Annotated in this window: 23 protein-coding genes and 2 tRNA genes; 22 read left to right on the top strand and 3 right to left on the bottom strand. The window is 72.1% G+C overall.

Going from position 1 to position 24,344, the window contains the following annotated elements; all coding sequences use genetic code 11:
- Positions 1-82 precede the first annotated feature (82 nt).
- Complete coding sequence (locus AB0H53_RS25960) at positions 83-685, bottom strand: acyltransferase (protein ID WP_362117991.1); 603 nt, start codon at positions 683-685, stop codon at positions 83-85.
- A 251-nt stretch (positions 686-936) separates the two neighbouring features.
- Here AB0H53_RS25960 and rplU point away from each other — a divergent pair, with 251 nt between their 5' ends.
- The 12 genes from rplU (at position 937) to AB0H53_RS25900 (ending at position 16,774) form a co-directional block, all read left to right on the top strand.
- Positions 937-1,257, top strand: coding sequence for a 50S ribosomal protein L21 (rplU, locus tag AB0H53_RS25955; protein WP_362117988.1), 321 nt, complete (start codon positions 937-939; stop codon positions 1,255-1,257).
- Positions 1,258-1,271: 14 nt separating this feature from the next.
- Positions 1,272-1,526, top strand: a complete 255-nt coding sequence (rpmA, locus tag AB0H53_RS25950; protein WP_031070415.1) for a 50S ribosomal protein L27 — start codon at positions 1,272-1,274, stop codon at positions 1,524-1,526.
- A 116-nt stretch (positions 1,527-1,642) separates the two neighbouring features.
- Entirely contained in the window at positions 1,643-3,079 is a 1,437-nt protein-coding gene (gene obgE, locus AB0H53_RS25945) for a GTPase ObgE (protein ID WP_362117985.1), read from the top strand.
- A gap of 622 nt (positions 3,080-3,701) precedes the next feature.
- On the top strand, positions 3,702-5,747 hold the full coding sequence (locus AB0H53_RS25940; RefSeq protein ID WP_362117982.1) for a glycosyltransferase family 4 protein: 2,046 nt from the start codon (positions 3,702-3,704) through the stop codon (positions 5,745-5,747).
- A 177-nt stretch (positions 5,748-5,924) separates the two neighbouring features.
- Entirely contained in the window at positions 5,925-7,424 is a 1,500-nt protein-coding gene (locus tag AB0H53_RS25935) for a bifunctional cytidylyltransferase/SDR family oxidoreductase (protein WP_362117979.1), read from the top strand.
- 138 nt (positions 7,425-7,562) lie between these two features.
- Positions 7,563-9,731 (top strand): hypothetical protein, encoded by a 2,169-nt coding sequence (locus AB0H53_RS25930; RefSeq protein ID WP_362117976.1) that lies wholly within the window; start codon positions 7,563-7,565, stop codon positions 9,729-9,731.
- A 277-nt stretch (positions 9,732-10,008) separates the two neighbouring features.
- Positions 10,009-11,205, top strand: coding sequence for a glycosyltransferase family 2 protein (locus tag AB0H53_RS25925; RefSeq protein WP_362117973.1), 1,197 nt, complete (start codon positions 10,009-10,011; stop codon positions 11,203-11,205).
- A 209-nt stretch (positions 11,206-11,414) separates the two neighbouring features.
- Entirely contained in the window at positions 11,415-12,572 is a 1,158-nt protein-coding gene (proB, locus tag AB0H53_RS25920) for a glutamate 5-kinase (protein ID WP_362118059.1), read from the top strand.
- A gap of 141 nt (positions 12,573-12,713) precedes the next feature.
- Positions 12,714-13,208, top strand: a complete 495-nt coding sequence (locus AB0H53_RS25915) for a hypothetical protein (protein ID WP_362117970.1) — start codon at positions 12,714-12,716, stop codon at positions 13,206-13,208.
- A 91-nt stretch (positions 13,209-13,299) separates the two neighbouring features.
- Complete coding sequence (locus AB0H53_RS25910) at positions 13,300-14,601, top strand: glutamate-5-semialdehyde dehydrogenase (protein ID WP_362117967.1); 1,302 nt, start codon at positions 13,300-13,302, stop codon at positions 14,599-14,601.
- 398 nt (positions 14,602-14,999) lie between these two features.
- Positions 15,000-15,614 (top strand): hypothetical protein, encoded by a 615-nt coding sequence (locus AB0H53_RS25905; protein ID WP_362117964.1) that lies wholly within the window; start codon positions 15,000-15,002, stop codon positions 15,612-15,614.
- A gap of 89 nt (positions 15,615-15,703) precedes the next feature.
- A complete protein-coding gene (locus AB0H53_RS25900) occupies positions 15,704-16,774 on the top strand; it encodes a hypothetical protein (RefSeq protein ID WP_362117961.1) in 1,071 nt (356 codons plus the stop codon).
- On the opposite strand, the gene AB0H53_RS25895 is transcribed toward AB0H53_RS25900, so the two are convergent.
- Positions 16,759-17,847 (bottom strand): M48 family metallopeptidase, encoded by a 1,089-nt coding sequence (locus AB0H53_RS25895; protein ID WP_362117958.1) that lies wholly within the window; start codon positions 17,845-17,847, stop codon positions 16,759-16,761. The genes AB0H53_RS25900 and AB0H53_RS25895 overlap by 16 nt on opposite strands.
- A gap of 115 nt (positions 17,848-17,962) precedes the next feature.
- Here AB0H53_RS25895 and AB0H53_RS25890 point away from each other — a divergent pair, with 115 nt between their 5' ends.
- From AB0H53_RS25890 to AB0H53_RS25850, 9 genes are all read left to right on the top strand, one after another.
- Positions 17,963-18,097, top strand: a complete 135-nt coding sequence (locus AB0H53_RS25890) for a hypothetical protein (RefSeq protein WP_362117955.1) — start codon at positions 17,963-17,965, stop codon at positions 18,095-18,097.
- A gap of 99 nt (positions 18,098-18,196) precedes the next feature.
- Positions 18,197-18,358, top strand: a complete 162-nt coding sequence (locus AB0H53_RS25885) for a hypothetical protein (RefSeq protein ID WP_362117952.1) — start codon at positions 18,197-18,199, stop codon at positions 18,356-18,358.
- 56 nt (positions 18,359-18,414) lie between these two features.
- Entirely contained in the window at positions 18,415-19,035 is a 621-nt protein-coding gene (gene nadD / locus AB0H53_RS25880; protein WP_362117950.1) for a nicotinate-nucleotide adenylyltransferase, read from the top strand.
- Between the two features lie 19 nt (positions 19,036-19,054).
- Positions 19,055-20,821 (top strand): LytR C-terminal domain-containing protein, encoded by a 1,767-nt coding sequence (locus AB0H53_RS25875; protein ID WP_362117947.1) that lies wholly within the window; start codon positions 19,055-19,057, stop codon positions 20,819-20,821.
- Positions 20,822-20,890: 69 nt separating this feature from the next.
- Positions 20,891-21,328 (top strand): ribosome silencing factor, encoded by a 438-nt coding sequence (gene rsfS, locus AB0H53_RS25870; protein WP_362117944.1) that lies wholly within the window; start codon positions 20,891-20,893, stop codon positions 21,326-21,328.
- The gene (locus AB0H53_RS25865; protein ID WP_362118056.1) at positions 21,325-21,978 is read left to right on the top strand and encodes a histidine phosphatase family protein; all 654 of its coding nucleotides are present in this window, start codon (positions 21,325-21,327) and stop codon (positions 21,976-21,978) included. Before rsfS ends, AB0H53_RS25865 begins: the two co-directional genes overlap by 4 nt.
- A gap of 73 nt (positions 21,979-22,051) precedes the next feature.
- Positions 22,052-22,124, top strand: a tRNA-Ala gene (locus tag AB0H53_RS25860).
- A gap of 359 nt (positions 22,125-22,483) precedes the next feature.
- Positions 22,484-22,648: a hypothetical protein gene (locus AB0H53_RS25855; RefSeq protein WP_362117941.1), complete on the top strand. Its 165-nt coding sequence runs from the start codon at positions 22,484-22,486 to the stop codon at positions 22,646-22,648.
- Positions 22,649-22,651: 3 nt separating this feature from the next.
- On the top strand, positions 22,652-22,885 hold the full coding sequence (locus AB0H53_RS25850) for a hypothetical protein (RefSeq protein WP_026277450.1): 234 nt from the start codon (positions 22,652-22,654) through the stop codon (positions 22,883-22,885).
- On the opposite strand, the gene AB0H53_RS25845 is transcribed toward AB0H53_RS25850, so the two are convergent.
- Positions 22,864-24,078, bottom strand: a complete 1,215-nt coding sequence (locus tag AB0H53_RS25845; protein WP_362117938.1) for a glycosyltransferase 87 family protein — start codon at positions 24,076-24,078, stop codon at positions 22,864-22,866. The two genes, AB0H53_RS25850 and AB0H53_RS25845, sit on opposite strands and share 22 nt — an antisense overlap.
- A gap of 124 nt (positions 24,079-24,202) precedes the next feature.
- On the opposite strand from AB0H53_RS25845, the gene AB0H53_RS25840 reads away from it, so the two are divergent.
- Positions 24,203-24,275 (top strand) — tRNA-Ala (locus AB0H53_RS25840).
- Positions 24,276-24,344: the final 69 nt, after the last annotated feature.

Below are 24,344 nucleotides of genomic sequence, written 5' to 3'. Positions count from 1 at the left end.
CGCCCGGGAGTGTGACGGCCCGGGTACGGCGAGGGCCGGCCCCGGGCGGTGCCCAGGACCGGCCCTCGCCGGCAGCGGTGGCTCAGGCGGCGCGCTCGGTCAGGGCGCCGTCCTTCTCCTCGTACCGCGCGCCGGTCTGCGGGCACTCCCACACGCCCGCCTCGCCGGCCCGCTCCACCAGGCGTACGCCGGCCCGGCCCACCCAGCCGATCTGCCGCGCCGGAACACCCACGACCAGCGCGAAGTCGGGCACGTCCTTGGTGACGACGGCGCCCGCGGCGACCATCGCCCAGCGCCCCACCCGCACCGGGGCCACACACACCGACCGGGCCCCGAGCGAGGCGCCCTCGGCGACCTTCACCCCCACGGCCTCCCAGTCGCCTCCGCGCTTCTGCTTGCCCTCGGGGTCGACGGAGCGCGGGTTGTGGTCATTGGTGAGCACCACGGCCGGGCCGACGAAGACACCGTCCCCGAGCTCGGCCGGCTCGTAGACCAGCGCGTAGTTCTGCAGCTTGACGTTGTCGCCGATCCGCACACCCGTACCGACGTACGCGCCGCGTCCCACCACGCACCCCTCGCCGAGCCTGGCACCCTCACGGATCTGCGCGAGCTCCCACACACTGCTCCCGGCGCCGATCTCGGCGGTGTCGGCGACCTGGGCGGTGGGCTGGACCCTGTAGTTCACTTCTCTGCCTTCCGGTGTGCGGTTTCGCCCGGTGAGCATACGGGCCGTCCCCCCGGGCGACCGGTTTGACCCCCAGGAGCCCGGACCGTACCCTTGACCGTCGGCGTGTTTCCATGCGCGCCAACTCCTGAGCACCTCCCTCCGCGCCTCCCGTGGAGAGGCCGCTCACCCATCCGGAACAGTCACGGGCCCCCGGCCCGTGCGAGCGGCTGGCATCAGGGGTTTCCGTTCCGAGTGAGAGAGAGATCCGCGTGTACGCCATCGTGCGCAGCGGTGGTCGCCAGCACAAGGTTGCTGTCGGCGACATCGTTGAGGTTGACAAGATTTCCACTGCCAAGGTTGGCGACACGGTCGAGCTCTCGACCCTGCTCGTTGTCGACGGCGACTCCGTGACCAGCGACCCGTGGGTACTGGCCGGCATCAAGGTCCAGGCCGAGGTCGTGGACCACCACAAGGGCGCCAAGATCGACATCCTGCGCTACAAGAACAAGACCGGCTACCGCCGCCGCCAGGGTCACCGTCAGCAGTACACGGCGATCAAGGTGACGGACATCCCCACGGCTGCGAAGTAAGGGACTGAGGAGACATGGCACACAAGAAGGGCGCATCGTCCACCCGGAACGGTCGCGACTCCAACGCTCAGCGGCTCGGCGTGAAGCGCTTCGGCGGTCAGGTCGTCAACGCCGGTGAGATCCTGGTCCGCCAGCGTGGCACCCACTTCCACCCCGGCTCGGGCGTCGGCCGTGGCGGCGACGACACGCTGTTCGCGCTGCAGGCCGGTGCGGTCCAGTTCGGCACGCACCGTGGCCGCAAGGTCGTGAACATCGTTCCGGCTGCCTGATTTCTTTCGCAGAGGCGGACCTCGCTTCCCGTACGGAGGACGTACGGGAAGCGGGTCCGCCTTTCGCGTGTTGTAGAACAAGACATTCCGTACGTACGTAACTGGAGGCACCAGACATGACCACCTTCGTGGACCGCGTCGAGCTGCATGTCGCCGCGGGTAACGGAGGTCACGGCTGTGCCTCCGTACACCGGGAGAAGTTCAAGCCGCTCGGCGGCCCCGACGGCGGCAACGGCGGCCGTGGCGGTGACGTCATCCTGGTCGTCGACCAGTCCGTCACCACGCTCCTCGACTACCACCACTCGCCGCACCGCAAGGCCACCAACGGCAAGCCCGGTGAGGGCGGCAACCGCTCCGGCAAGGACGGCCAGGACCTGATCCTGCCGGTGCCGGACGGCACGGTCGTCCTCGACAAGAACGGCGATGTGCTGGCCGACCTGGTCGGCCACGGCACCTCGTACGTCGCCGCCGAGGGCGGCCGGGGCGGACTGGGCAACGCGGCGCTGGCCTCGGCGCGCCGCAAGGCGCCGGGCTTCGCGCTGCTGGGCGAGCCGGGCCGCTCCGGCGACATCGTCCTGGAGCTCAAGACCGTCGCCGACGTGGCGCTGGTCGGCTACCCCAGCGCCGGCAAGTCCTCGCTGATCTCCGTGCTCTCGGCCGCCAAGCCCAAGATCGCGGACTACCCCTTCACCACCCTGGTCCCCAACCTCGGTGTGGTCACCGCGGGCTCGACCGTCTACACCATCGCCGACGTGCCCGGACTCATCCCGGGCGCCAGCCAGGGCCGCGGCCTGGGGCTGGAGTTCCTGCGCCACGTGGAGCGGTGCAGTGTCCTCGTCCACGTCCTGGACACCGCCACGGCGGAGTCCGACCGTGACCCGGTGACCGACCTCGACACGATCGAGGAGGAGCTGCGCCAGTACGGCGGGCTGGACAACCGGCCGCGCATCGTCGTCCTCAACAAGGTCGACGTCCCCGACGGCAAGGACCTCGCCGAGATGATCCGCCCCGACCTGGAGGCGCGCGGCCACCGTGTCTTCGAGGTGTCGGCGGTCGCCCACATCGGTCTGAAGGAGCTCTCCTTCGCGCTGGCCGAGATCGTCTCCCAGGCACGCGCGGCCAAGCCGAAGGAGGAGGCGACCCGTATCGTCATCCGCCCGAAGGCGGTCGACGACGCGGGCTTCACGGTCACCAAGGAGGAGGACGGCCTGTACCGGGTGCGCGGCGAGAAGCCGGAGCGCTGGGTGCGGCAGACCGACTTCAACAACGACGAGGCCGTCGGCTACCTCGCGGACCGCCTCAACCGCCTCGGGGTGGAGGACCAGTTGGTGAAGGCCGGAGCCCGCGCGGGCGACGGCGTCGCCATCGGCCCCGAGGAGAACGCGGTCGTCTTCGACTGGGAGCCCACCATGATGGCCGGTGCCGAGATGCTCGGCCGCCGCGGCGAGGACCACCGCCTGGAGGCCCCGCGTCCGGCCGCGCAGCGCCGCAAGGACCGCGACGCGGAGCGCGACGAGGCGGACCGCGAGTTCAACGACTTCGACCCGTTCTAGGCCCCTGGGCCCGGGCCGTCGCTCCGGCGGCGGCCGGGGCCCGGACCCACCGGGGATGCCGGGCCCCGGGACCCACACCCGGGCCCACCGGGCCCACCGGGGATGTCGGGCCTCCAAGGTTTCGGCTCCCGGATCCCGGAGCCGCCCGGGACGTCGGGCCTCCGGCCTCTGCCCCGGGATGCCGCCCTGCGGGCCCTCGGCCACACGGGGCGCCGGCCGGCCCCCGGACCCTTCGCCCGCCGGGCCCGTCCGCGTCCCGGTGCGGCGGCGACTCCGGCCCCGGGACCTGGTGCGCCAGGCGCCCCACGTCCCGGGCCCACCTGGGCCCTCGGCGCCGGGCCCGGTCACCCCGTTCCGGTTGCCCCGGCGCCTCCGGCCGGTGCCCGAGTCGTTCCGTCACCCGCGCCATGTAGGGGACCGGGCCGTCCGCCGTCGCCGTACGCGACCGGCGGCGGGACCGGCGTGGGCAACGCCCCGCCGGAGCACCCCCTGTGCGGCTGCGGTGGAAAACGGTGCCGGTGGTGAGGTTTGGCACCGCTCCTCAGGACAACCAGCGGCCCCGCTTCTCCGTCTTGTATGCGGGGCGGGCCCGGATGCCCCGGCTGACTTGAACGGAGCGTTGATGAAGGTCTCCTTCCTCATCCACACCATCTATGGCATCGGCGGCACCATCCGCACGACTCTGAATCTCGCGGAAGAACTCGCCGGACGGCATGAGGTCGAGATCGTCTCCGTCTTCCGCCACCGGGACGACCCGCTCTTCGCGATCGACCCGCGCGTCACCGTCGTACCGCTGATCGACACCCGCCCCTCCTCGCCGACGAACGAGGCGAAGCACGAGAGCCATCTCCGGCCCGCCGAGTTCTTCCCCCGCAACGAGGCGCGGTTCAAGGAGTACAGCGCCCTCACCGACGAGCGGGTCCGTGACCACTACGCGGGCTCCGACGCGGACGTGGTGATCGGCACCAGGCCCGGGCTCGTCGCGTACGTCGCGCGGTTCGCCCCCGACGGCGCGGTGCTCGTGGGCCAGGAGCACATGACGCACAACCATCACCAGCCCGCGCTGCGGGCCGAGATGGCCCCGTGGCTGGGCCGCCTGGACGCCTTCGTCACCGTCTCGGAGGGTGACGCCGCCTCGTGGCGCGAGCACCTGCCGCTGCCCGGCACCCGGGTGCTGGCGATACCCAACAGCGTGCCCGAGCCCACCGTCGCGCCCTCCGACACCTCCGGCACCACGGTCGTCGCGGCCGGGCGGCTGGCCTCGGAGAAGCAGTACCAGGTACTGATCGAGGCCTTCGCCAAGGTCGTCGCCGTACGCCCGGAGTGGACCCTGCGCATCTGCGGCTGGGGCAACCAGAAGGACCGGCTGCGTCGCACCATCGACAAGCTGGGCCTCTACAACAACGTCCACCTCATGGGGCCGCGCTCACCCATCGAGCCGGAGTGGGTCAAGGGCGCCATCGCCGTCTCCACCTCCCGCCACGAGTCGTTCGGCATGACTCTGGTCGAGGCGATGCGCTGCGGCCTGCCGGTGGTCTCCACCGACTGCGACTACGGCCCCCGCGAGATCATCGAGGACGGCGAGGACGGACTGCTGGTCCCGGTCGGTGACGTCGACGCCGTCGCCGGGGCCCTGCTCAGGCTCATCGACGACCCGGGCCTGCGCCGCCGCATGGGCGCCGCCGCCCTCGCCAACGCCCGCCGCTTCGACCCCGGCCCGGTGGCCAAGCGGTACGAGGAGCTGTTCGCCGAGCTCGGCGCGCCCGTCACCCGGCATTCCTCGCCCGTGCCTGAGGACGGGCCCGCCGGCCGCGCCACCGGAAACGACGTCCCCGCCGCCGGATCCGGCGCACCCGCCGCCGACTGCGTCGTGGCCGAGGACGGCACGCTGACCGTGCGGCTGCTCACCCCCCGCGACGGCGGGCGGCTGATCGTCGGGGAGCACGGCTTCCCCTTCGGTGCGGACGGGGTCGCCACCGTCCCGGCCGGCACCGAGTTCCCCGAGGGCGTCTGGCCCTGCCAGGTGGAGCCGGCCGGCGGCGGTGAGCGGGTCCCGCTCACCGGGCGGGCCGTCGACCAGCGCGGTGCGATGCGCGCGGCCGGCCGGCCCGCCGGACCGGGTCCGGTCCGGCACCTGGTTCCGTACACCAGGGGAGGCGTGCTGACCTTGCGGTCCTGGGTGCGGTCGGTCCACGCGGAGGTCGGCGAGATCCGGATCGCCGACCGGCACATCACCGTCTCGGCGCGGTTGCACGGTGCCTCCCGCGCCTCTGGAGAACCGATTCTGCTGCTGCGCCGCCGCGGCGGCGAACCGCTGGAGCTGTCCTTCCGCGGCACCCGCCACGGCACGGACGGCTTCCGCTTCACCGTGCCGTGCGCCGCCCCGGCCGCCCGGCAGCGCGACGCGCACGACGTGTGGGACGTGTGGCTGCGCCACGACCCCGACGCCCCGCCGGCCAGGCTCGCCCGGATCCTCGACGACATCGTCGAGAAGGGCTCCCTCTTCCCCTATCCGACGGCCGAGCTGCTCAAGAGGCGGCCACTGGCCCGGGTGCGCGCCGCGGCCCGGAAGCTCGCGGGCAAGCCACGCGTACGCGTGACGGTCAAGGTGTTCTACAGCGCCGCCAACGAGCTCGTACTCAACGTGGTCGACAAGGCGGACGGGTGATGTCGGTCACCGGACCGGCCGCCGCCCCGCCCGGCCGTGAGCTCGCCGGTCCACCTGGCCAAGAGGTGAATTCGCGGTTTCCCCGCGGTGCCGGGCGCTCCGTACCCGCCTTGCGAGACGGTCACGGAGAGTGCGACCATCACCCCGTCCCCCAGTCGTCGCAAGGTAGGTCGTCCTGTGTCAGCGCCGCATGAAGCCAAGACCCGCACCACAGCAGTCGTGCTCGCCGGTGGCACCGGCCAGCGCGTGGGGCTCGCGATCCCCAAGCAGCTGCTGAAGATCGCGGGCAAGGCCGTCATCGAGCACACGCTGACGATCTTCGAGCAGGCCGAGTGCGTCGACGACGTGATCGTGCTGATGGCGCCGGGTTTCGTCCCCGACGTGGAGAAGATCATCGCCAAGGCCGGGCTGACCAAGGTCACCCGGGTCATCGAGGGCGGCGCCACCCGCAACGAGACCACCGAGCGCGCCATCCGCGCCCTCAGCGAGGGTCTGGCCGAGGGGGAGGACCGCAATGTCCTCTTCCATGACGCCGTACGCCCGCTGCTGTCACAGCGTGTGATCAAGGACTGTGTGGACGCCCTCGACCGCTACCAGGCCGTCGACGTCGCCATCCCCTCCGCGGACACCATCATCGTGACGCGTACGCACGGCGGGGACGGCGAGTTCATCACCGACGTCCCCGACCGCTCCCGGCTGCGCCGCGGCCAGACGCCGCAGGCGTTCAAGCTCTCCACGATCCGCAGGGCGTACGAGATCGCGGCCGGCGACCCCAACTTCCAGGCCACCGACGACTGCTCGGTCGTGCTCAGATACCTGCCCGATGTGCCGATCTACGTCGTCGCGGGCGACGAGTACAACATGAAGGTCACCCAGCCCGTCGACGTCTTCATCGCCGACAAGCTCTTCCAGCTGGCCTCCACCGCGGCCCCGCGCCAGGCCGACGAAGCCGCCTACCGCGAGCTGCTGTCGGGCAGGACGCTGGTCGTCTTCGGCGGTTCGTACGGCATCGGCGCCGACATCGCCAAGCTCGCCGAGAGCTACGGCGCCACGGTCTACGCCCTGGGCCGCTCCACCACCGGCACGCACGTGGAGAACCCGGAACACGTCGAGGAGGCGCTGGCCAAGGCGTACGCGGAGAGCGGCCGCATCGACTATGTCATCAACACGGCGGGCGTGCTGCGCATCGGCAAGCTCGCGGAAACGGACAACGCGACCATCCAGGAAGCGCTGAACGTCAATTACCTGGCGCCCGTGCAGATCGCGCGGGCCTCGTACAAATACCTGGTGGAGACCAAGGGCCAGCTGCTGCTCTACACCTCCTCCAGCTACACCCGAGGCCGCGCCGAGTACAGCCTTTACTCGTCCACCAAGGCCGCCATGGTGAATCTCACCCAGGCCCTCGCCGACGAATGGGCCGGCGACCGGATCCGGGTTAATTGCGTCAACCCCGAACGCACCGCGACCCCCATGCGTACCAAGGCATTCGGCCAGGAGCCCGCCGGTTCGCTGCTGTCCTCCGAGGCCGTGGCCCGGACCTCGCTGGACGTGCTGCTCTCCGACCTCACCGGCCATGTCGTCGACGTACGCCAGCAGGACCCCACGCGCGGGGCGAGCGAGGCTTCCGGCTTCGAGCAGGCCCTGGCCTCCGTGCTGGACCGGCAAGAAGATGTGTAATACTCGCTGAATGCGTTTTTCTCGGGCCTCTGTGTCGCTTTGTTGCGAATGCAGAGGCCCGAGTTCGTGAAGCCCCACCTTCACGAGACACCCCTCAATGTGAAATAAACCGGCACCCCTCCCTGGAGCAGGTTCTTCGTGATTTCGACCGCCATTCGCCTGGCACGCGTGGGCAGCGGGGCAGAGCTGGCCGCGGCAGTCCTGATGGGACTGGGCTATCCGTGCGTCATGCTCGCCGCGCTGATCCCGAACCTCTGGTTCTTCGCGGCCGCCGGTGCCGTGACCTATGTCGCCGACTGGTACCTGCACCAGAAGGACAGTTATCTGGTCAACCGGCTCAACAAGGTCCGCGCAGGCCTGCCGATCCGGTTCCTGCTGCGCCAGCTGCTGCTGATCCTGCTCCTGGCCCGGGAGAACCTCGCCGAGCAGCCGGTCTTCTACGCCGCCGTCGCCTGCTTCCTGCTGTTCTACGGGCTCCAGGCCCCGCAGGGCGCCCTGGCCACCCTCATCCGGCTGCGCCGCACCATGCCGGTCGTCACGCGCAACATCGACCTCAACGCCGTACGCATCCCGGACGCCCCGCCCCAGGCGCTGCTGAACCGCTCCGCCGAGAAGATGCTCCACCTCGACATCCCGGCCGTGGCCGGTGTGATCGCCGCCGTGGGCACCGGTGAGAACGTCGTCGCGTACGCCGGCGTCGGCACGACCCTCGGGCTGGCCCTGCTGTACACCGCCGTCCTCGTCCCCCACCTGCGCCGCAGGCGCCGGGTGCCGTCCGCGCCCGCCGTCCTCAAGGCCGTGGGCACCTGGCTGCGCGAGTACCAGCCGACCGTCGCCCTGTACTTCTCCGGCTCCGACGACTCCGCCTACCAGGTCAACATGTGGCTGGAGGCGATGGAGCAGGTCGAGGGCCGGCCGCTGATCATCATGCGGGAACGCAACCTGGTCGAGAAGCTGAACCCGACGTCCGTGCCGATCCTGTGCGTACCGGGCGGCCAGCACCTGATGGCCATGGACCTGTCGACCATCCGCGTCACGCTGTACCCGGCCAACGTCGGCAAGAACATCCACATGCTGCGCGTACCGACCATGAAGCACGTCTTCATCGGGCACGGCGACAGCGACAAGCTCGCCAGCGTCAACCCGTTCTCCAAGGTGTACGACGAGGTGTGGACCGCCGGCCGGGCCGGCCGCGACCGGTACGCGCTGGCCGACGTCGGCGTGCGGGACGAGGACATCGTCGAGGTGGGCCGCCCGCAGCTCGCGCCGATCACGTCCTGGACGGGCGCGCCGAAGAACCCGGTGCCGACCATCCTGTACGCCCCCACGTGGGAGGGCTGGGACAACAACCCCGGCAACACCTCCCTGCTGCTGGCCGGCGAGAACATCATGAGGCGGCTGCTGGAGGCGCCGAGCCCGGTCCGCGTCATCTACAAGCCCCACCCCTTCACCGGACTGGTCAACAAGAAGGCCAAGGCCGTGGACGAGCGGCTGCGGAAGATGGTCGCCGCCGCCAACGCCGAGCGCGCGGCCGACCCGCGCTGGGCCGGGCAGGCCGCCGCCGCGCAGGCCGGGCAGGCCGCCGCGCGCGCCGAACTGACCCGGATCGAGGCCCGTATCGCCGAGCTCGGCCGCCCCGGCCGCAAGGGCGGCGACGAGGCCGAGGAGTCGCGCGTCTCGCTGGCCGACCCGCAGCGCCTCGCCGAGATCAAGCGGCTGCGGGAGGAGTGGAACGACGCCTACTGGCGCTCCTTCGGCTGGTGGGAGCACCGGGCCGTCACCGGCGCCGAGCCGAAGCTGTACGACTGCTTCAACCAGGCCGACGGCATGGTCTCCGACATCTCCAGCGTGGTCTCGGACTTCATCGCGAGCGGCAAGCCGTACGCGGTGACCGACTCCGCGGAGCTGGGCGCCGAGGAGTTCAAGCGGCAGAACACCGCCGTACGGGCCGCGGTGATCCTCTCCAACAGCGCCGCGGAACTGGACCAGTTGCTGGCCGCCGTGGCCGACCCGGCGGCCGACGCGACGGCCGCCGACCGCCGCCGGCTCAAGCAGTACCTGCTCGGGCCCGACGAGCCCACCTCCATCGAGCGGTTCAACGCGGCGGTGCGGGCGCTGACCGCGAAGGCGGAGGCGCGCAACAGGCGCGTCGCGGACCGGCTGGCCGGCCGGCCGGTCGGCGAGCTGGACCGCGAGGCCGGAGCGGGCGGCGGCGAACCGGCCGGTCCGGCGACGGACACGGTGGCGGAGAAGGGTGTGGAGCGGGCCGAGCCCGGCGCGGAGGCGGAACCGACGATCGTCGGCTGACCCGCCCCTCGCGCGCCGGTCCGTCCGCACCAGCGGTCCGCACCCGCCGGCCCGGCGGGACGGACCCCGCGCGGGCCGCCCGCCCGGCCTCGATGGGCCGCCCGCCCGGCCTCGATGGACCGGCGCGCACGGCTGGCCGCGCCGTACACCTCACGGCCCGTGAGTCCCTCGTACGAGGCGCACTCACGGGCCGTTGTGCGTGCCGTCACACGGCCGGTACGCATCGGGTACACGATGGCGGACGACCTTCGTCCGTTTATCGCCGCAGTGGGTGCCGATGCCTGAGAACACTCCCGATGTCAGCGTGATCATCGGGGCCTACGACGCAATGCCCTACCTGGTGAAATGCCTTGATTCCGTCGAGGCGCAGACACTCGGCCCCGACCGCGTCGAGATCGTCGCCGTCGACGACGGCTCGACCGACGGAACCGGCGACTACCTGGAGGAGTTCGCCGCCCGCTCCAAGGTGTCCACGCGCGTGGTGCGGCAGGCCAACTCCGGTGGCCCGGGCGGCCCGCGCAACACCGGACTGCGCCTGGCCCGAGGCCGTTACGTCTTCTTCCTGGACGCCGACGACTACCTCGGCGAGGAGGCGCTGGCCCGCCTGGTGGCGATGGCCGACCGGGCCGGTACGGACGTGGTGCTCGGCAAGACCGTCGGCGTCAACCGCAACGCCGCCAAGTCGATGTGGCACCGCACCGTCGAACGCGCCGACATCTACGCCTCCAACGTCAAGTACACGCTCAGTGCCCAGAAGCTCTTCCGCCGCGAACTCCTCGTCCGGCACGGCATGCGGTTCGACGAGTCCCTGCGTACGGGCGAGGACGCGCTGTTCACCCTGGAGGCGTACCTGCGCGGCGACGGCGTCTCCGTGGTCGCCGACTACGTCTGCTACTACCTGGTGGGGCGCGACGACGGCAAACAGCTCACGAAGACCGGCGGTTACGTGCCCCGCTTCGACTCCGCGAAGGCCCTGATGGAGCTCATCGCCGCGCACGTACCCCCCGGGGAGCGGCGCGACCAGCTGATGCTGCGGCCGTTCATCGTCACCCTGCTGCCGCAGTTCGGCCCCGTCGTCCTGAAGCAGTCCCAGGAGGTCCTGCGCCACAAGCTGGAGCTGGCGGCACCGCTGATGGCCCGGTACTGGACGCCCGGCGTCGCCCGCCGGCTGAAGACCGAGGACCGGCTGCGGCTCACCTGCGTGGCGCTGAACAAGCCCACCGAGCTGCTCGACGTGGTCGCGTACCTGAAGGAGGGAACCCCGCCGGAGCGGGTGTCCGGCCGACGCCGGGAGTACCTGGCGTACCCGCACTTCCGCGACCCGGCGGCGGGCATCCCCGACACGGCGTACGAGATCTGCGGCACCCCGGCGGCGCTGACCCGGGCGTGGCTCAGGGCACGGCGGCTGGCGGGCCGGGCCCTGCGCGGGCTGCGGGCCGGCCGGGTCGCCCCCCGGGCGCGCCGGGCGGCGTGAGGGCGGCCCCGGGGCGGGTGCGCGGCCCCCGTGGCGGTGCGGTGGCGGCCCCCGTGGCGGTGCCCCGGGGCGGCGCGGCGGCGGGGCCCGCGGAGGGCCGCGCGAGGGGCCGCGCCCCTGTCCACCACGCTGTCCAGCGACTGGAATGCGCGAGCGCGGATCGCCACCCCTGACATAGATTCGCCCACGTGACAGTGGCAAGGCAGTACGTGACGGAAGCCCGCAGGATCGTCGTCAAGGTCGGTTCGTCATCCCTGACCACAGCGTCCGGCGGCCTCGACGCCGACCGGGTCGACGCGCTCGTCGACGTACTCGCCAAGGTGCGTGACCAGGGGGCGGCCGGCAGGACCCCGGCCGAGGGCGGCGAGGGGCTGCGGGCCGGCGGCGACAAGGAGATCGTGCTGGTGTCCTCCGGGGCCATCGCCGCCGGGCTCGCGCCGCTCGGGCTGGCCCGGCGCCCCAAGGACCTGGCCCGCCAGCAGGCCGCCGCCAGCGTCGGCCAGGGCCTGCTCGTCGCCCGCTACACCGCCTCCTTCGCCCGTTACGGCGTCCGGGTCGGACAGGTGCTGCTCACCACCGACGACACCAGCCGCCGGGCCCACTACCGCAACGCGTACCGCACCCTGGACCAGCTCCTCGCCATGGGCGCCGTGCCGGTCGTCAACGAGAACGACACCGTCGCCACGGACGAGATCCGGTTCGGCGACAACGACCGGCTCGCCGCGCTCGTCGCCCACCTCGTCCGCGCCGACCTGCTGGTCCTGCTCTCCGACGTGGACGGCCTGTACGACGGCGACCCCAGCAGGCCCGGCACCTCCCGGATCGCCGAGGTACGCGGCCCCGCCGACCTGGAGGGCGTCGAGATCGGCTCGGCGGGCAAGGCCGGCGTCGGCACCGGCGGCATGGTCACCAAGGTGGAGGCGGCCCGGATCGCCGCCGCCGCGGGCGTCCCGGTCGTCCTGACCTCGGCCAGCCGCGCCGCCGACGCCCTGGCGGGCCGCGACACCGGTACGTACTTCCACCGCACCGGGCGGCGCTCCGCGGACCGGCTGCTGTGGCTCGCGCACGCCTCGACGCCGCAGGGCGCGCTGGTCCTGGACGACGGCGCGGTCCGGGCCGTCGTGGAGGGCAGGAAGTCGCTGCTGCCGGCCGGTGTCGCCGCCGTCGAGGGGGAGTTCGCGGCGGGCGACCCGGTGGAACTGCGCGACACCGCGGGCCGGGCCGTGGCCCGCGGCCTGGTGAGCTTCGACGCCAAGGAGATCCCCCAGCTGCTCGGCCGTTCCACCAGGGAACTGGCGAAGGAGCTGGGCCCGGCCTACGAGAGGGAGGTCGTACACCGGGACGACCTGGTGGTCCTGCGCGCCTAGGCACCCTGGAACGGCTGAAAGTCCGGCCATCCGCCGGGGACCTTCCGCAAAACGGCCCCATGTCCCGCTCAGGACTGGTCAACTTTGTCTCGGGGGCAAGGTGGGCTGACAGCACCACGACGCATCAACAGGAGGCCGCCGGTGAGACGAGCGCGCCCAGGGGCTTCGCCCTGTGGGATGACCGAACGCGCCCTGACGAGTGTCGGGGCCGGGGCCGACTTCGACGACACCACTGCCGTCGACGTCACCGGTGTCGCCGACGCCGGCCTGGACCGGCGCACACACGACCGCCCGGTGTCGAAGCTCTGGCACATCACCCTCAGCGTCTCGGGCCCCGAGGCCCCGCTGACCGACATCAGGAGAGCCCTGGAACAGCTCGCCCACGACCATCCCTTCCTGCTCACCAGCCGGTACGCCAGTGATCACGCCGAGATCCGGTACTGGGAGGAGGCCCGGGACCTGCACGACGCGGCGGCCGTGGCGCTGCGGCTGTGGGGCGAGCACCGGCAGAGCGCCCAGCTGCCGCCGTGGGAGATCGTCGGTCTCGAGGTCATCGACCGGGAGACCTACCACCTGCGGATCGCGGAGGGGTACGGACCTCCGCCGGCCGCCCCGGTCGGCGTGCACCCGTACTAACCGTCACCGGTCGGGAGCCCGCCGTGGGACGGCCGTCTCGCGTACCGGAACAAGTGAGGAATGCCCGCGGAGAGCGCATTACCCTGCGGGCATGACCTCGCACTCCGCCCCGCTGTCCGTCACGCCGTACGACGACATGTCGCCGGTCACCCAGGCCGCCTACCGGGCCCGCTCCGCGGCCGCCGGGATCGCGCCACTCCCGCGCGCCGTCAAGGACGACGCCCTCCTCGCCGTCGCGGACGCGCTGGAGGTCCGGACGAGCGAGATCATCGAGGCCAACGCCGAGGACGTCGAGCGCGCCCGGCAGGCCGGCACCAGCGAGTCGATCATCGACCGGCTGACGCTCACCCCGGAGCGGGTACGGGCCATCGCCTCCGACGTGCGCGACGTCGCCGCGCTGCCCGACCCGGTCGGCGAGGTGGTCCGCGGCTCGACCCTGCCCAACGGCATCGACCTGCGCCAGGTCCGCGTCCCGCTCGGCGTCGTCGGCATCATCTACGAGGCCCGGCCCAATGTGACGGTCGACGCCGCCGCCCTGTGTCTCAAGTCCGGGAACGCGGTGCTCCTGCGCGGCTCCTCCTCCGCGTACTCCTCCAACACCGCCCTGGTGCGGGTCCTGCGCGACGCGGTCGGCGGGGCGGGCCTGCCGGCCGACGCGGTGCAGCTGGTGCCCGGCGAGTCCCGCGATTCGGTGCGGGAGCTGATGCGCGCCCGCGGGCTGGTCGACGTCCTCATCCCGCGCGGCGGCGCCTCCCTGATCCGCACGGTCGTGGAGGAGTCCACCGTCCCGGTCATCGAGACCGGCACCGGCAACTGCCACGTCTACGTCGACGCCCTGGCCGACCTCGACATGGCCGTCGACGTCCTGATCAACAGCAAGGCCCAGCGGCCCAGCGTCTGCAACGCCGCCGAGACCCTCCTGGTCCACCAGGACATCGCGGCCGACTTCCTGCCGCGCGCCCTGGACGCCCTCGCCGAGGCGGGCGTCACCGTCCACGGCGACGAGCGGGTGCGGGCGTACGCCGACGACTCCAAGGCCACCGTGGTCGCCGCCACGGCCGAGGACTGGGAGACCGAGTACCTCTCGTACGACATCGCCGCGGCCGTCGTGGACTCCCTCGACGCCGCCGTCGCCCACATCCGCCTGTGGTCCTCGGGCCACACGGAGGCCATCGTCACCACCTCCCAGGCCGCGGCCCGCCGCTTCACCCAGCTCGTGGACTCCACCACCGTCGCGGTGAACGCCTCCACCCGCTTCACGGACGGTGGTCAGTTCGGCTTCGGCGCCGAGATCGGCATCTCCACCCAGAAGCTCCACGCCCGGGGCCCGATGGGCCTGCCGGAGCTGACGTCGACGAAGTACATCGTGACGGGCGACGGCCACACCCGGTAGGCGCCGCTCGTCGGTGTGCCCCGGGCCGGGGGCTCGTGGGTTGTTGTCGGGTGGTGGGTCTTCCGGGGGTCGGCCGGTGGGCGCCGCCGGTCGGGTGTGTCCCGGGCCGGGGGCTCGTGGGTTGTTGTCCGGTGGTGGGTCTTCCGGGGGGTCGGCCGGTGGGCGCCGCTCGTCGGGTGTGTCCCGGGCCGGGGGCTCGTGGGTTGTTGTCCGGTGGTGGGTCTTCCGGGGGGTCGGCCGGTGGGCGCCGCCCGTCGGGTGTGCCCCGGGCCGCGGGCGGGTGGGGCGGCCGTGCGCGTGGGGCGGCGTGGGGCCGTGGGTGGAGGTGTGGCCGCGCGGGTTCGTCCGAAGTGGCGTTCTCCCTGCCCCACGGCGGCTCGCGGGTCTACTCTGAACGGGTGCCGGACGACGTGGGAGGCGGGCCGTTCGCGAACGGCCGGGAGCCCGACGACGACCGCGGAGGCGCGGACGACGACTTCGCCTCCGTGGTCTTCGACGAGGACTTCGTACGGGCCGCCGAGGCCCATGAACCCAGCGCGGTGGAGCGGTTGCTGGCCGCTGCCCAGGCGCGGGCCGAGGCCGAGGCCGCCAGGGGCCGGGCGGGCGGTGGCACGGGCGAGGAGGAACCGTACGACGACGCGTACGGGCCCGAGGCGTACGGCCGGCGCGACTGCGGGGACGGCTACGACCCCCTGATCCATCACGACGGCCCGTACGGGCCGTACGGCGGTGCCCTGTGGCCCTACCGTCCCAGCGCCCGGTGGCACCGCCCGGTGGCGTGGGTCCTGGCCGTGGTGATGGGCGTCGGCATGGTCGTCCTGGCGTTCGCCGCCGTCCACCGGGGCGCCTCGGGCAGCCGCGACGACCGGATTCCGGCACCGGCGACGAGCGGCGTCGACGAGCCCCGGGCCGGCCCCGGCCGGACGACCGGCGCCCAGCCCGGCACGACCGGCCCGTCGGCCCACGCCCGGTACCCCGCGCCACCCGTCCCCGCGGTGCCGCGTACGCCCTGACAGCGCGTCTCGGCCCGCGCCGGGGACTGCCGCGAGTTTGGCCGGGGGCACCGCGTTTACCCTGCCTCCCGCCGACCTACCCTGAAGGTATGGCAGGGAGTGGCGACCCGCCTGAGGGGACCCCCGACGGGCTTCCCGGCGGTGGTGACGACGAGTACCGATCCGTTGTCTTCGACGAGTCGTTCGTCCGCGCTGCCCGCCTCCAGGAGTACTCCGCCCAGGAGCGCCTCGGCGAGCACGCCCGGGCGGTACGCAGCGTTCCCCGTGGGGCGGGCCGGTCACGGCACGGCGCCCTGGCACTGCTGCTGGTGATCGCCACGGCCTTCGCCGCCGCGATCTACCTGGGCGTCCGCCAGCCCCACCTGCCGGCGCCCGACCAGCGAGCCGAGACCCCCCGCACCACCGTGATCCCGCTGGCCCCCCTGGGGGCCGTCCCGGGCGGGGAGCCCGACCGGCTGTACGCGCGCAGCCCCGCCGCCCAGTTCGCCGTCGGCGCCGCAGGCGTCACCCTGCCGTCCGCCCGGCGCACCGCGCACTTCGCGGAGAGCCAGGTGGTGTCCGCCCTGAGCACCGCCAAGGACTACCTGGTGCAGTCCTCGCTGGACCCCGGCGTGCTGACCGGCGGCACCGTACGGCCCGTGCGGATGCTGCTCGACCCCGACCAGCAGGAGCAGTTCGACCGGAGCGTCGAGTCGCCGGCCGACGACGGCCGGCACGCGGCGACCGGCTGGCTGGTGCGCTTCGACGCCGGCGGGGTGGAGCTGGCGGACCCGGCCGTGCGGGTGCGGGGCACGATGCGGGTGACCGAGCCGACACCCGACGTCCTGGAGGTGACCACGGACCACACGTTCGTCTACGCGCTGCGCCCGGCCGGCTCCGGCGAGAAGTCCGCCGACGCCTCGCTGTTCACCGTCCGCCGCGAGCTGCGGTTCCGCTTCGACCGCGAGGACCTGCGCATGCACCGCGCCGAGCTGGTGTCCGGGCAGCTCCGCGCCGGCCCGCAGGACTGCTCGGCCGACGCGGCCGGCGCCCTGCGGCCACTGCTGGCCGGCCGGCGGGCCACCGGCACCGGCCCCGCGGTCACCGACCCGTACGCCATCGGCCGGCCCACCGGCTCGGTGTGCGGCGTGCTCGCGCCGGCCGCTCAGCCGTCGCCCTGAGCGGTTCCGCGGCCGTCCTCCCGTCCCGGTGGCTGTCCTTCACCCGCCGGCTTCCCGCCGGCGAACCGGTCGCGCAGTCGCCCGCCCAGGTCCCCCGCGCCACCGGCTATGTCACCGACCAGCTTCATCAGCGGGTCCTTGCTGGTGCGCACCGTGTCGGCGTAGTGGGAGGCTGACTCCCGGAAGGAGTCGGTGACCGATGTGTCCTTGTCCTCCGAGCGCCGCGCGTAGTGGCCGTCCATGATCCGCTGGTAGTCGCGGCTCTCGGCCCACTTCTTCAGCTCCGCCGCGCGCACCGTGGTGAACGGGTGGGAACGGGGCAGCACGTTCAGGATCTTCAGCACGGAGTCCCGCAGGTCACCGCCCGACTCGTACTCCTCGGCCTGCTCCAGGAACGCGTCCACGTTCATCTCGTGCAGGTGGTTGCCACCGGCGATCTTCATCAGGCCGCGCATCGATGCCTTGAGGTCCTGCCCCACCAGCAGCCCCGCCCGGTCGGCCGACAGCTCCGACTTGCGGAACCACTCCCGCAGCGCCGTCACGATCGCCATGATCGCGACATGGCCCAGCGGGATCCAGGCCACCTTCAGCGCGAGGCCGGTGAGGAACAGCAGGACCGTGCGGTAGACGGAGTGACCGGAGAGGGCGTGGCCCACCTCATGGCCGACGACCGCGCGCATCTCCTCCTCGTCCAGCAGCTCCACCAGCCCGGTGGTGACCACGATGATCGGCTCGTCAAGGCCGATGCACATGGCGTTGGGCTTCGGGTCCTGCGTGACGTACATCGCCGGGACCTTCTCCAGGTCCAGGATGTAGCAGGCGTCCCGCAGCATGGCGTGCAGATGGGCGAACTGGGCGTCACTCACCCGCACGGAGTCGGAGAGGAAGAGCAGGCGCAGGCTCCGCTCCGGAAGCAGTCCGCTCAGTGCCTTGAAAACGGTGTCGAAACCGCTCAGCTTGCGCAGCGCGACGAGCGCGGAACGGTCCGCGGGGTGTTCGTAGGCCCGCGAGGAGATGCCCGGGAAACGTGTGCGCTGCCTGCTCGGCACGTTCTCGTGACTGTTCTCGGTCATGGATGTAAGCCCCCTGTTTCGTACGAGACCTGCTCTCGTCCCCCTGACGGACCCCAGCGTAGGTGCTGGAGCTACGGTGTGAGGGGGCCTGTGGACAACGGAGGAGCACACCGCCATGCCCGTCACCGCCGCACTGCTCGCCGCCGCCGAACAGCAGGGACCCGGCAATACGCTGCGGATCGTGCTGCTCGTCTCGATCGTCGGCGTCGCCCTGGGTGCCTGGTTCCTGCTGCGCGGATACCGCGACTGACGAGGACAACGACTGAGTCGGCGTGAGCGTGCCCGGACCGCCCGCATACGATGTGCGCGAAGTCTCCGCTCCGACTCCCATGGATAGGTCCTGCTGAAGATGAGCATCACCAGCGCCGCCGTCAGCCTTGTCACGCTCGCCGAGGGCTCCGAGCACGGTGGCAACCACGAAAGCCTGAACCCGTACCTGACCGGTGGTGGCGCGCTGCTCGCGCTGCTCCTGCTGCTGTGGATCACCACGCGCTTCAACCGCGACCGCTGACGGGCGGCGACCGCCGGGGGGCCGGGCGTGGCGCGGTGCCAGTAGGCTCTGCACGCATGGGAGACCAGCAAGTGCCGACCAGTTCCGGCAAGCGCCGACTCGGCGTGATGGGCGGGACATTCGACCCGATCCACCACGGACACCTGGTGGCCGCCAGCGAGGTGGCCGCCCAGTTCCACCTGGACGAGGTGGTGTTCGTGCCGACCGGGCAGCCATGGCAGAAGACCCACAAGACGGTCTCCCCGGCCGAGGACCGCTACCTGATGACGGTCATCGCCACGGCGTCCAACCCGCAGTTCTCGGTCAGCCGGATCGACATCGACCGGCCCGGCCCGACGTACACCATCGACACCCTGCGGGAACTGCGTGCCCTGAACAAGGACACCGACCTCTTCTTCATCACCGGAGCGGACGCGCTCTCCCAGATAATGCCGGGCTGGCGCGACGCCGAGGAACTCTTCTCGCTCGCCCACTTCATCGGGGTCACCCGGCCCGGTCACGACCTGTCGGACGACGGGCTGCCCAAGGGCGGCGTCTCCCTGGTCGAGGTGCCCGCGCTCTCCATCTCCTCGTCGGACTGCCGGGCCCGGGTCGCGCAGGGCGACCCGGTCTGGTATCTGGTGCCGGACGGTGTGGTGCGCTACATCGACAAGCGCCAGTTGTACCGGGGCGAATGAGCCACGGAGAGGGGCACCGGTGAACGACCAGCAGAACCCGTACGACCCGTACCAGCAGCCGCAGATCGTCGGCTACGACGAGTACGGGCAGCCGGTGTACCAGCAGGCTCAGCAGCAGTACCAGGAACACCAGCAGTACAAGGAACACCAGCAGTACCAGGACTACAGCCAGTACCAGCAGCCTCAGCAGCAGTACGACCCGTACGCCCAGCAGCAGACCTACGGGTACGAGTCCTACCCCCAGGGCGGCTCCGCGTCCCAGCCGCAGCCCCAGCCGTACGACGCGTACGCGCAGCAGCCGCAGCAGGGCCAGGACTACGGCCACCAGGGCTACACCGGTCACGGCACCGCCCAGCCCTGGACCCCTCAGGAGTCCGCCCGGCCGCAGCAGCACCAGCGAACGCACGAGCAGCCGCGGTCCGGGTCCCGCCCGGACCCGGCCCCGCGATCGGACCCGGACCCGGCTCCGGCACCGGCCGCCGTGCCCGGTCAGCGTCGCCGGGAGCGCGAGCCGGCCGCCCAGGACCGCGAATACCGCACCGAGCAGTTCTCCTTCGTGGAGGAGCCGGACGAGGACTCCGAGGACGTCATCGACTGGCTCAAGTTCACCGAGAGCCGCTCGGAGCGACGTGAGGAGGCCAAGCGCCGCGGCCGCAACCGGATCGTCGTCCTCGCCGTGGTGCTGGCCGTCGCCCTCGTCGGCGGTGCCGGGTACCTGTGGGCGGCCGGAGAGCTCCCCGGCCAGTCCGACGCGCCTGCCGGACGGGGGGGCACGGCGAGCGGGCCGCAGAAGCGGGACACGATCGTCCTGCACCTGCACAACACCAGGAACAAGGACACCTCCACCGCGCTGCTCGTGGACAACGCCACCACCAAGCAGGGCACCACCGTCCTGCTCCCCAACGCCCTCGCCGTCGTCAATGACGACGGCACCACCACCACGCTCGCCAAGTCCGTCGACGAGGACGGTTCCACCGGCACCCGCGAGGCCATCGGCACGCTGCTCGGCACCCGGATCAGCGGCACCTGGCGGCTGGACACCCCGTACCTGGAGAACCTGGTGGAGATGGTCGGCGGCATCGACCTCACCACCGACACCACCGTGCCGGGGGCCGGGAAGGGCGACCCGCCCCTGGTGGCCAAGGGCGAGAACCAGACCCTGACCGGCCCCATGGCCGTGGCGTACGCCACCCACCGGGGACCCGGTGAGCCGGAGACGGCACAGCTCCAGCGGTTCGGCCAGGTCGTGAACGGCGTCCTGCGCAAGATGTCGGACGACCCAAGAGCCGCCACCGTGACCGTGGAGACGCTGGCGCAGATCCTCGACCCCTCGCTGCCCGAGAAGGACCTCGGCGCCTCGCTCGCCAGGCTCGCCGGACACGCCAAGGTGGGCGACCACAGGACGGCGCTGCTGCCCGTCCGGCAGGACGGCACCCTGGACGAGGAAGCGGCCCGCGATGTGGTGAAGGACATCCTGGGCGGCACCGTCAGCGCGCCCGAACAGGGAGCGGCCGTGCGGGTGGGTGTCAGGAACGCCTCCGGGAACGGGGACGCCACCGAGGCCGCTCGGATCGTCCTGGTGAACGGCGGGTACGCCGTCATCGACGGCGGCAAGGCCGACCGGGCGTCGTCCTCGCAGGTCATCTACGGCGACCCGGCCCAGAAGGCACACGCCGAGGAGGTCGCCAAGACCCTGGGCCTGCCGGCCGACGCGGTCCAGCGGGGCACGGCCGCCGCCAACGCGGACGTCACGGTCCTCCTGGGCCGGGATTACCGGGCCGGGTAGCGGTTTGCCGGGCTGTCGGCGGTACGTGAGACCCTGGGGGTGTTCCAGACCGCCGACGAAAGCCTGCATGTGACCGCCACTGACCGCTCCATCGAGCTCGTGACCGCCGCCGCCCAGGCGGCCGCCGACCGGCTCGCGCACGACATCATCGCCTACGACGTCAGCGACGTGCTGTCGATCACCGACGCCTTCCTGCTCGCCTCCGCCCCCAACGACCGCCAGGTCAAGTCGATCGTCGACGAGATCGAGGAGCGGCTCAACAAGGAGCTCGGCGCCAAGCCGGTGCGCCGTGAGGGCGACCGCGACGCCCGCTGGATCCTGCTGGACTACGTCGACATCGTCGTCCACGTCCAGCACAGCGAGGAGCGGGTCTTCTACGCCCTGGAGCGGCTGTGGAAGGACTGCCCCGAGCTGCCGCTGCCCGAGGACGCCGTGCGGACCCGCGGCAAGGGCGAGGAGCACGCCAGGCTCACCGCCTCCGAGGGCGCGGACGGTGATCCGAGCTGAACGGCACGAAGGGCGGCCGGGGCCGCCGGATCGTCCTGTGGCGGCACGGCCAGACCTCGTGGAACCTGGAGCGCCGCTTCCAGGGCTCCACGGACATCGAGCTGACCGACACCGGCGTCGCCCAGGCGCGCCGGGCCGCCCGGCTGCTCGCCGCCCTGGAACCGGACGCGATCATCGCCTCCGACCTGCGGCGCGCCTCGGCCACGGCGGCCGAGCTGGCGGCGATCACCGGCCACGAGGTGAACCACTACTCCGCACTGCGCGAGACCTACGCGGGCGCCTGGCAGGGCCTGACGCACGAGGAGATCGTCGAGCGGTACGGCGAGCAGTACGACGCGTGGAAGCGCGGCGAGCCGGTGCGCAGGGGCGGTGGCGAGCTGGAGACCGAGGTGGCCGACCGCGCCGCTCCCGTGGTGCTGGAGCACGCCGACAAACTGCCCGACGACGGCACGCTCGTCGTGGCCAGCCACGGCGGCACGATCCGCACCACCATCGGCCGGCTGCTGGGCCTGGAGTCCCACCACTGGGAGGGCCTGGGCGGGCTCTCCAACTGCTGCTGGTCGGTCCTCGGGGAGGGAGCCCGTGGCTGGCGGCTGCTGGAGCACAACGCCGGCACGCTCCCCGAGCCCGTCCTCGGCGACGACGACTGACCCGGATTTCACTTTCCGGCAGGTCACAGGCTAAAGTTCTTCTTGTTCGCAGCGCGGAGCGCCGAGAACACGAGGGGCTATAGCTCAGTTGGTAGAGCGCCTGCATGGCATGCAGGAGGTCAGGAGTTCAATTCTCCTTAGCTCCACAATCACCGGAATCCCGTCCCCGCCAGGGGGCGGGATTCCGTGTATGGCGGCGAAGGTGTCCGGCGGAAGGCCGGAGCCGGACGGAAGGCCGTGGGACGGCCGGCCGCGCACCGGGGACGCCGCCCGGTCGGCTGCCCGGTGGCGCGACCTTTGGCACACTCGTACCGAGCCGTCCGAACGCGCCCGGAGCGCGGGTACCGGCCGGCGCGCTGATCGTGCGCGCCCGGGCGCCGGCCTCGCGCCGGTGGCCGAGTCATCGGCGGGCATCGGCGCGCCGACCCCGCTGACCCGCTCGCCGGGCCATGGCAGAATCGGACGGCCGGTGGGGGACGACGGTCCGGACGGGAGGGAGTGCGCGATGGCCGCTAGCAGTTGCGAGGAGGCCCCGGCCGGGCTCGCCCCGGCGCGGGCGCGCGCCGCCCTGAGCTGCCCCTCCTGCGGTTCGTCCCACGTCGCCCAAGTGCTCGGCGACAACGGTGGAGTGTCCTATGTGTGCACGGCCTGCGGCCACAGCTGGAGCTGAGTGATGGGTGCGCACAGGCGGAAATGCGACTGGTGCGGCAGCGGTACGCCGATCGTCCGCGACATGGACCCGGTCAACCCCGAGTACCAGTACTGGTGCGAGGAGTGCGCGCGGGCGCTGATCATAAAGGGCGACCCCATCGAGACCTACCGGGAACTCGAGGGGGAGCCGATCTACGGGCGGCTGCTCGACGAACACTGCACCCTCAAGCGGTTCTACTCGTTCGCCACCGCCTGACGCCGGAGCCGGGCGGCGAACGCGCCCAACAGGGCGATCCCCACCAGGGTGTAGAGCCCCGACAGCAGCATCTGCCCCGCGTTCTGGTGCAGTTCGAGCCGCACGGGCGCCGGCGCGTGAGGCACCCACCACAGCGCGAACGAACCGAAGACCAGCGCCGTCGCCGCCGTCCACACCGGCCGCACCCGGGTCGCGAGCAGGATCAGCGCCGGCACGCACCACACCCAGTGGTGGGACCAGGAGATCGGGCTGACCAGCAGCGCCGTCGTGGCGCACGCCACCACCGCCACCGGACGGTCCCCGCGCAGCGCCGCGAGCACCGCCACCGCCAGTCCCGCGAGCCCCACCACGGCCGCCGCCAGCACCCACCACAGACCCGGATCGGTGGTGTGCAGCAACCGGGCCAGCACCCCGTTCAGCGACTGGTTGGCCGTCTCCTCCTTACGGCCCACCCGGCTGGTCTCGAAGATCATGTGCGTCCAGAAGCGCCGCGAGTCGTACGGAAGGACGACGGCGGACGCCACGGTCACGCCGACGAACACCCCGGTCGCCGTCGCGGCCCGCCGCAGCCACGGGGTCCAGCCCTGCCGCCATCCGTGCGCACGCGCGCGTGCCACCCCCACGGCGAACAGCAGGACGACGAAGAGCCCGGGTGTGAGCTTCACCGCAGTGGCCAGGCCGATGCCCACCCCGGACCACCGGTTGTCCTCCCGCCGGGTCAGGTCCCACAGCACCGCGACCGCGATGAGCAGGTTGATCTGCCCGTACCGCAGCGTCGTCCACACCGGCTCGCACCACACCAGGGCCGCGGCGGCCCACAGCGCCGTCTCCGGCCGGTCGCGTCCCACCAGGCGCAGCGAGAGGCGTACCAGCGCCAGCAGCAGGAGCAGGTTCCCGGCGGTGGCGAGCGTGCGCATCTCCGGCACTCCCAGCAGCGTCAGCGGCGTGAACAGCAGGGCCGCGAACGGGGGATAGGTCGTCGGCAGGTTCGCCGACGTGGCGCGCATCGCGTACAGGTCGCCGCCGGCCAGCACGGTCTCCCCCTCGGCCCGGTACACGGAGAGGTCGAGCATCGTGACGTGGGCGGCGCGCTGCGCCAGCCAGAAGGCCGCGAAGGAGAGTAGGCAGGCCGCGGCTGCGGCGGCGAGGGGCAGGCTGCGCAGGCGCGCCCGCACATTCAGGATCACGGTCACGGGAGGGGACGCTACCGGCCGGACCCCCACGGCCCGCAAAACCGATTTGGTGAACCACCGGGGGGACCGTGTAATGTTCTCTGTGTCGCCGCGAGGGAGACCGAAGCGGAGAGACACACAGCGAGGGGCTATAGCTCAGTTGGTAGAGCGCCTGCATGGCATGCAGGAGGTCAGGAGTTCAATTCTCCTTAGCTCCACAGAATGTGGGAAGCGGGCCATCCGGATCGGATGGCCCCCATTTACCCCGCCCGGAAAAAAAACGCCCC

The organism is Streptomyces sp. NPDC050856 (assembly GCF_040653855.1).
Classification (GTDB): Bacteria; Actinomycetota; Actinomycetes; order Streptomycetales; family Streptomycetaceae; genus Streptomyces.
This window is presented reverse-complemented; position numbering and strand designations above follow the sequence as displayed.

Bases quoted from the DNA above. Each gene is read 5' to 3' on its own strand.
- AB0H53_RS25895 (WP_362117958.1), bottom strand. From the start codon at position 17,847: ATGACCGAGAACAGTCACGAGAACGTGCCGAGCAGGCAGCGCACACGT.
- AB0H53_RS25885 (WP_362117952.1), top strand. From the start codon at position 18,197: ATGAGCATCACCAGCGCCGCCGTCAGCCTTGTCACGCTCGCCGAGGGC.
- AB0H53_RS25925 (WP_362117973.1), top strand. From the start codon at position 10,009: ATGCCTGAGAACACTCCCGATGTCAGCGTGATCATCGGGGCCTACGAC.
- nadD (WP_362117950.1), top strand. From the start codon at position 18,415: ATGGGAGACCAGCAAGTGCCGACCAGTTCCGGCAAGCGCCGACTCGGC.
- AB0H53_RS25850 (WP_026277450.1), top strand. From the start codon at position 22,652: ATGGGTGCGCACAGGCGGAAATGCGACTGGTGCGGCAGCGGTACGCCG.
- rpmA (WP_031070415.1), top strand. From the start codon at position 1,272: ATGGCACACAAGAAGGGCGCATCGTCCACCCGGAACGGTCGCGACTCC.
- AB0H53_RS25900 (WP_362117961.1), top strand. From the start codon at position 15,704: ATGGCAGGGAGTGGCGACCCGCCTGAGGGGACCCCCGACGGGCTTCCC.
- AB0H53_RS25855 (WP_362117941.1), top strand. From the start codon at position 22,484: ATGGCCGCTAGCAGTTGCGAGGAGGCCCCGGCCGGGCTCGCCCCGGCG.
- AB0H53_RS25890 (WP_362117955.1), top strand. From the start codon at position 17,963: ATGCCCGTCACCGCCGCACTGCTCGCCGCCGCCGAACAGCAGGGACCC.
- AB0H53_RS25940 (WP_362117982.1), top strand. From the start codon at position 3,702: ATGAAGGTCTCCTTCCTCATCCACACCATCTATGGCATCGGCGGCACC.
- obgE (WP_362117985.1), top strand. From the start codon at position 1,643: ATGACCACCTTCGTGGACCGCGTCGAGCTGCATGTCGCCGCGGGTAAC.
- AB0H53_RS25910 (WP_362117967.1), top strand. From the start codon at position 13,300: ATGACCTCGCACTCCGCCCCGCTGTCCGTCACGCCGTACGACGACATG.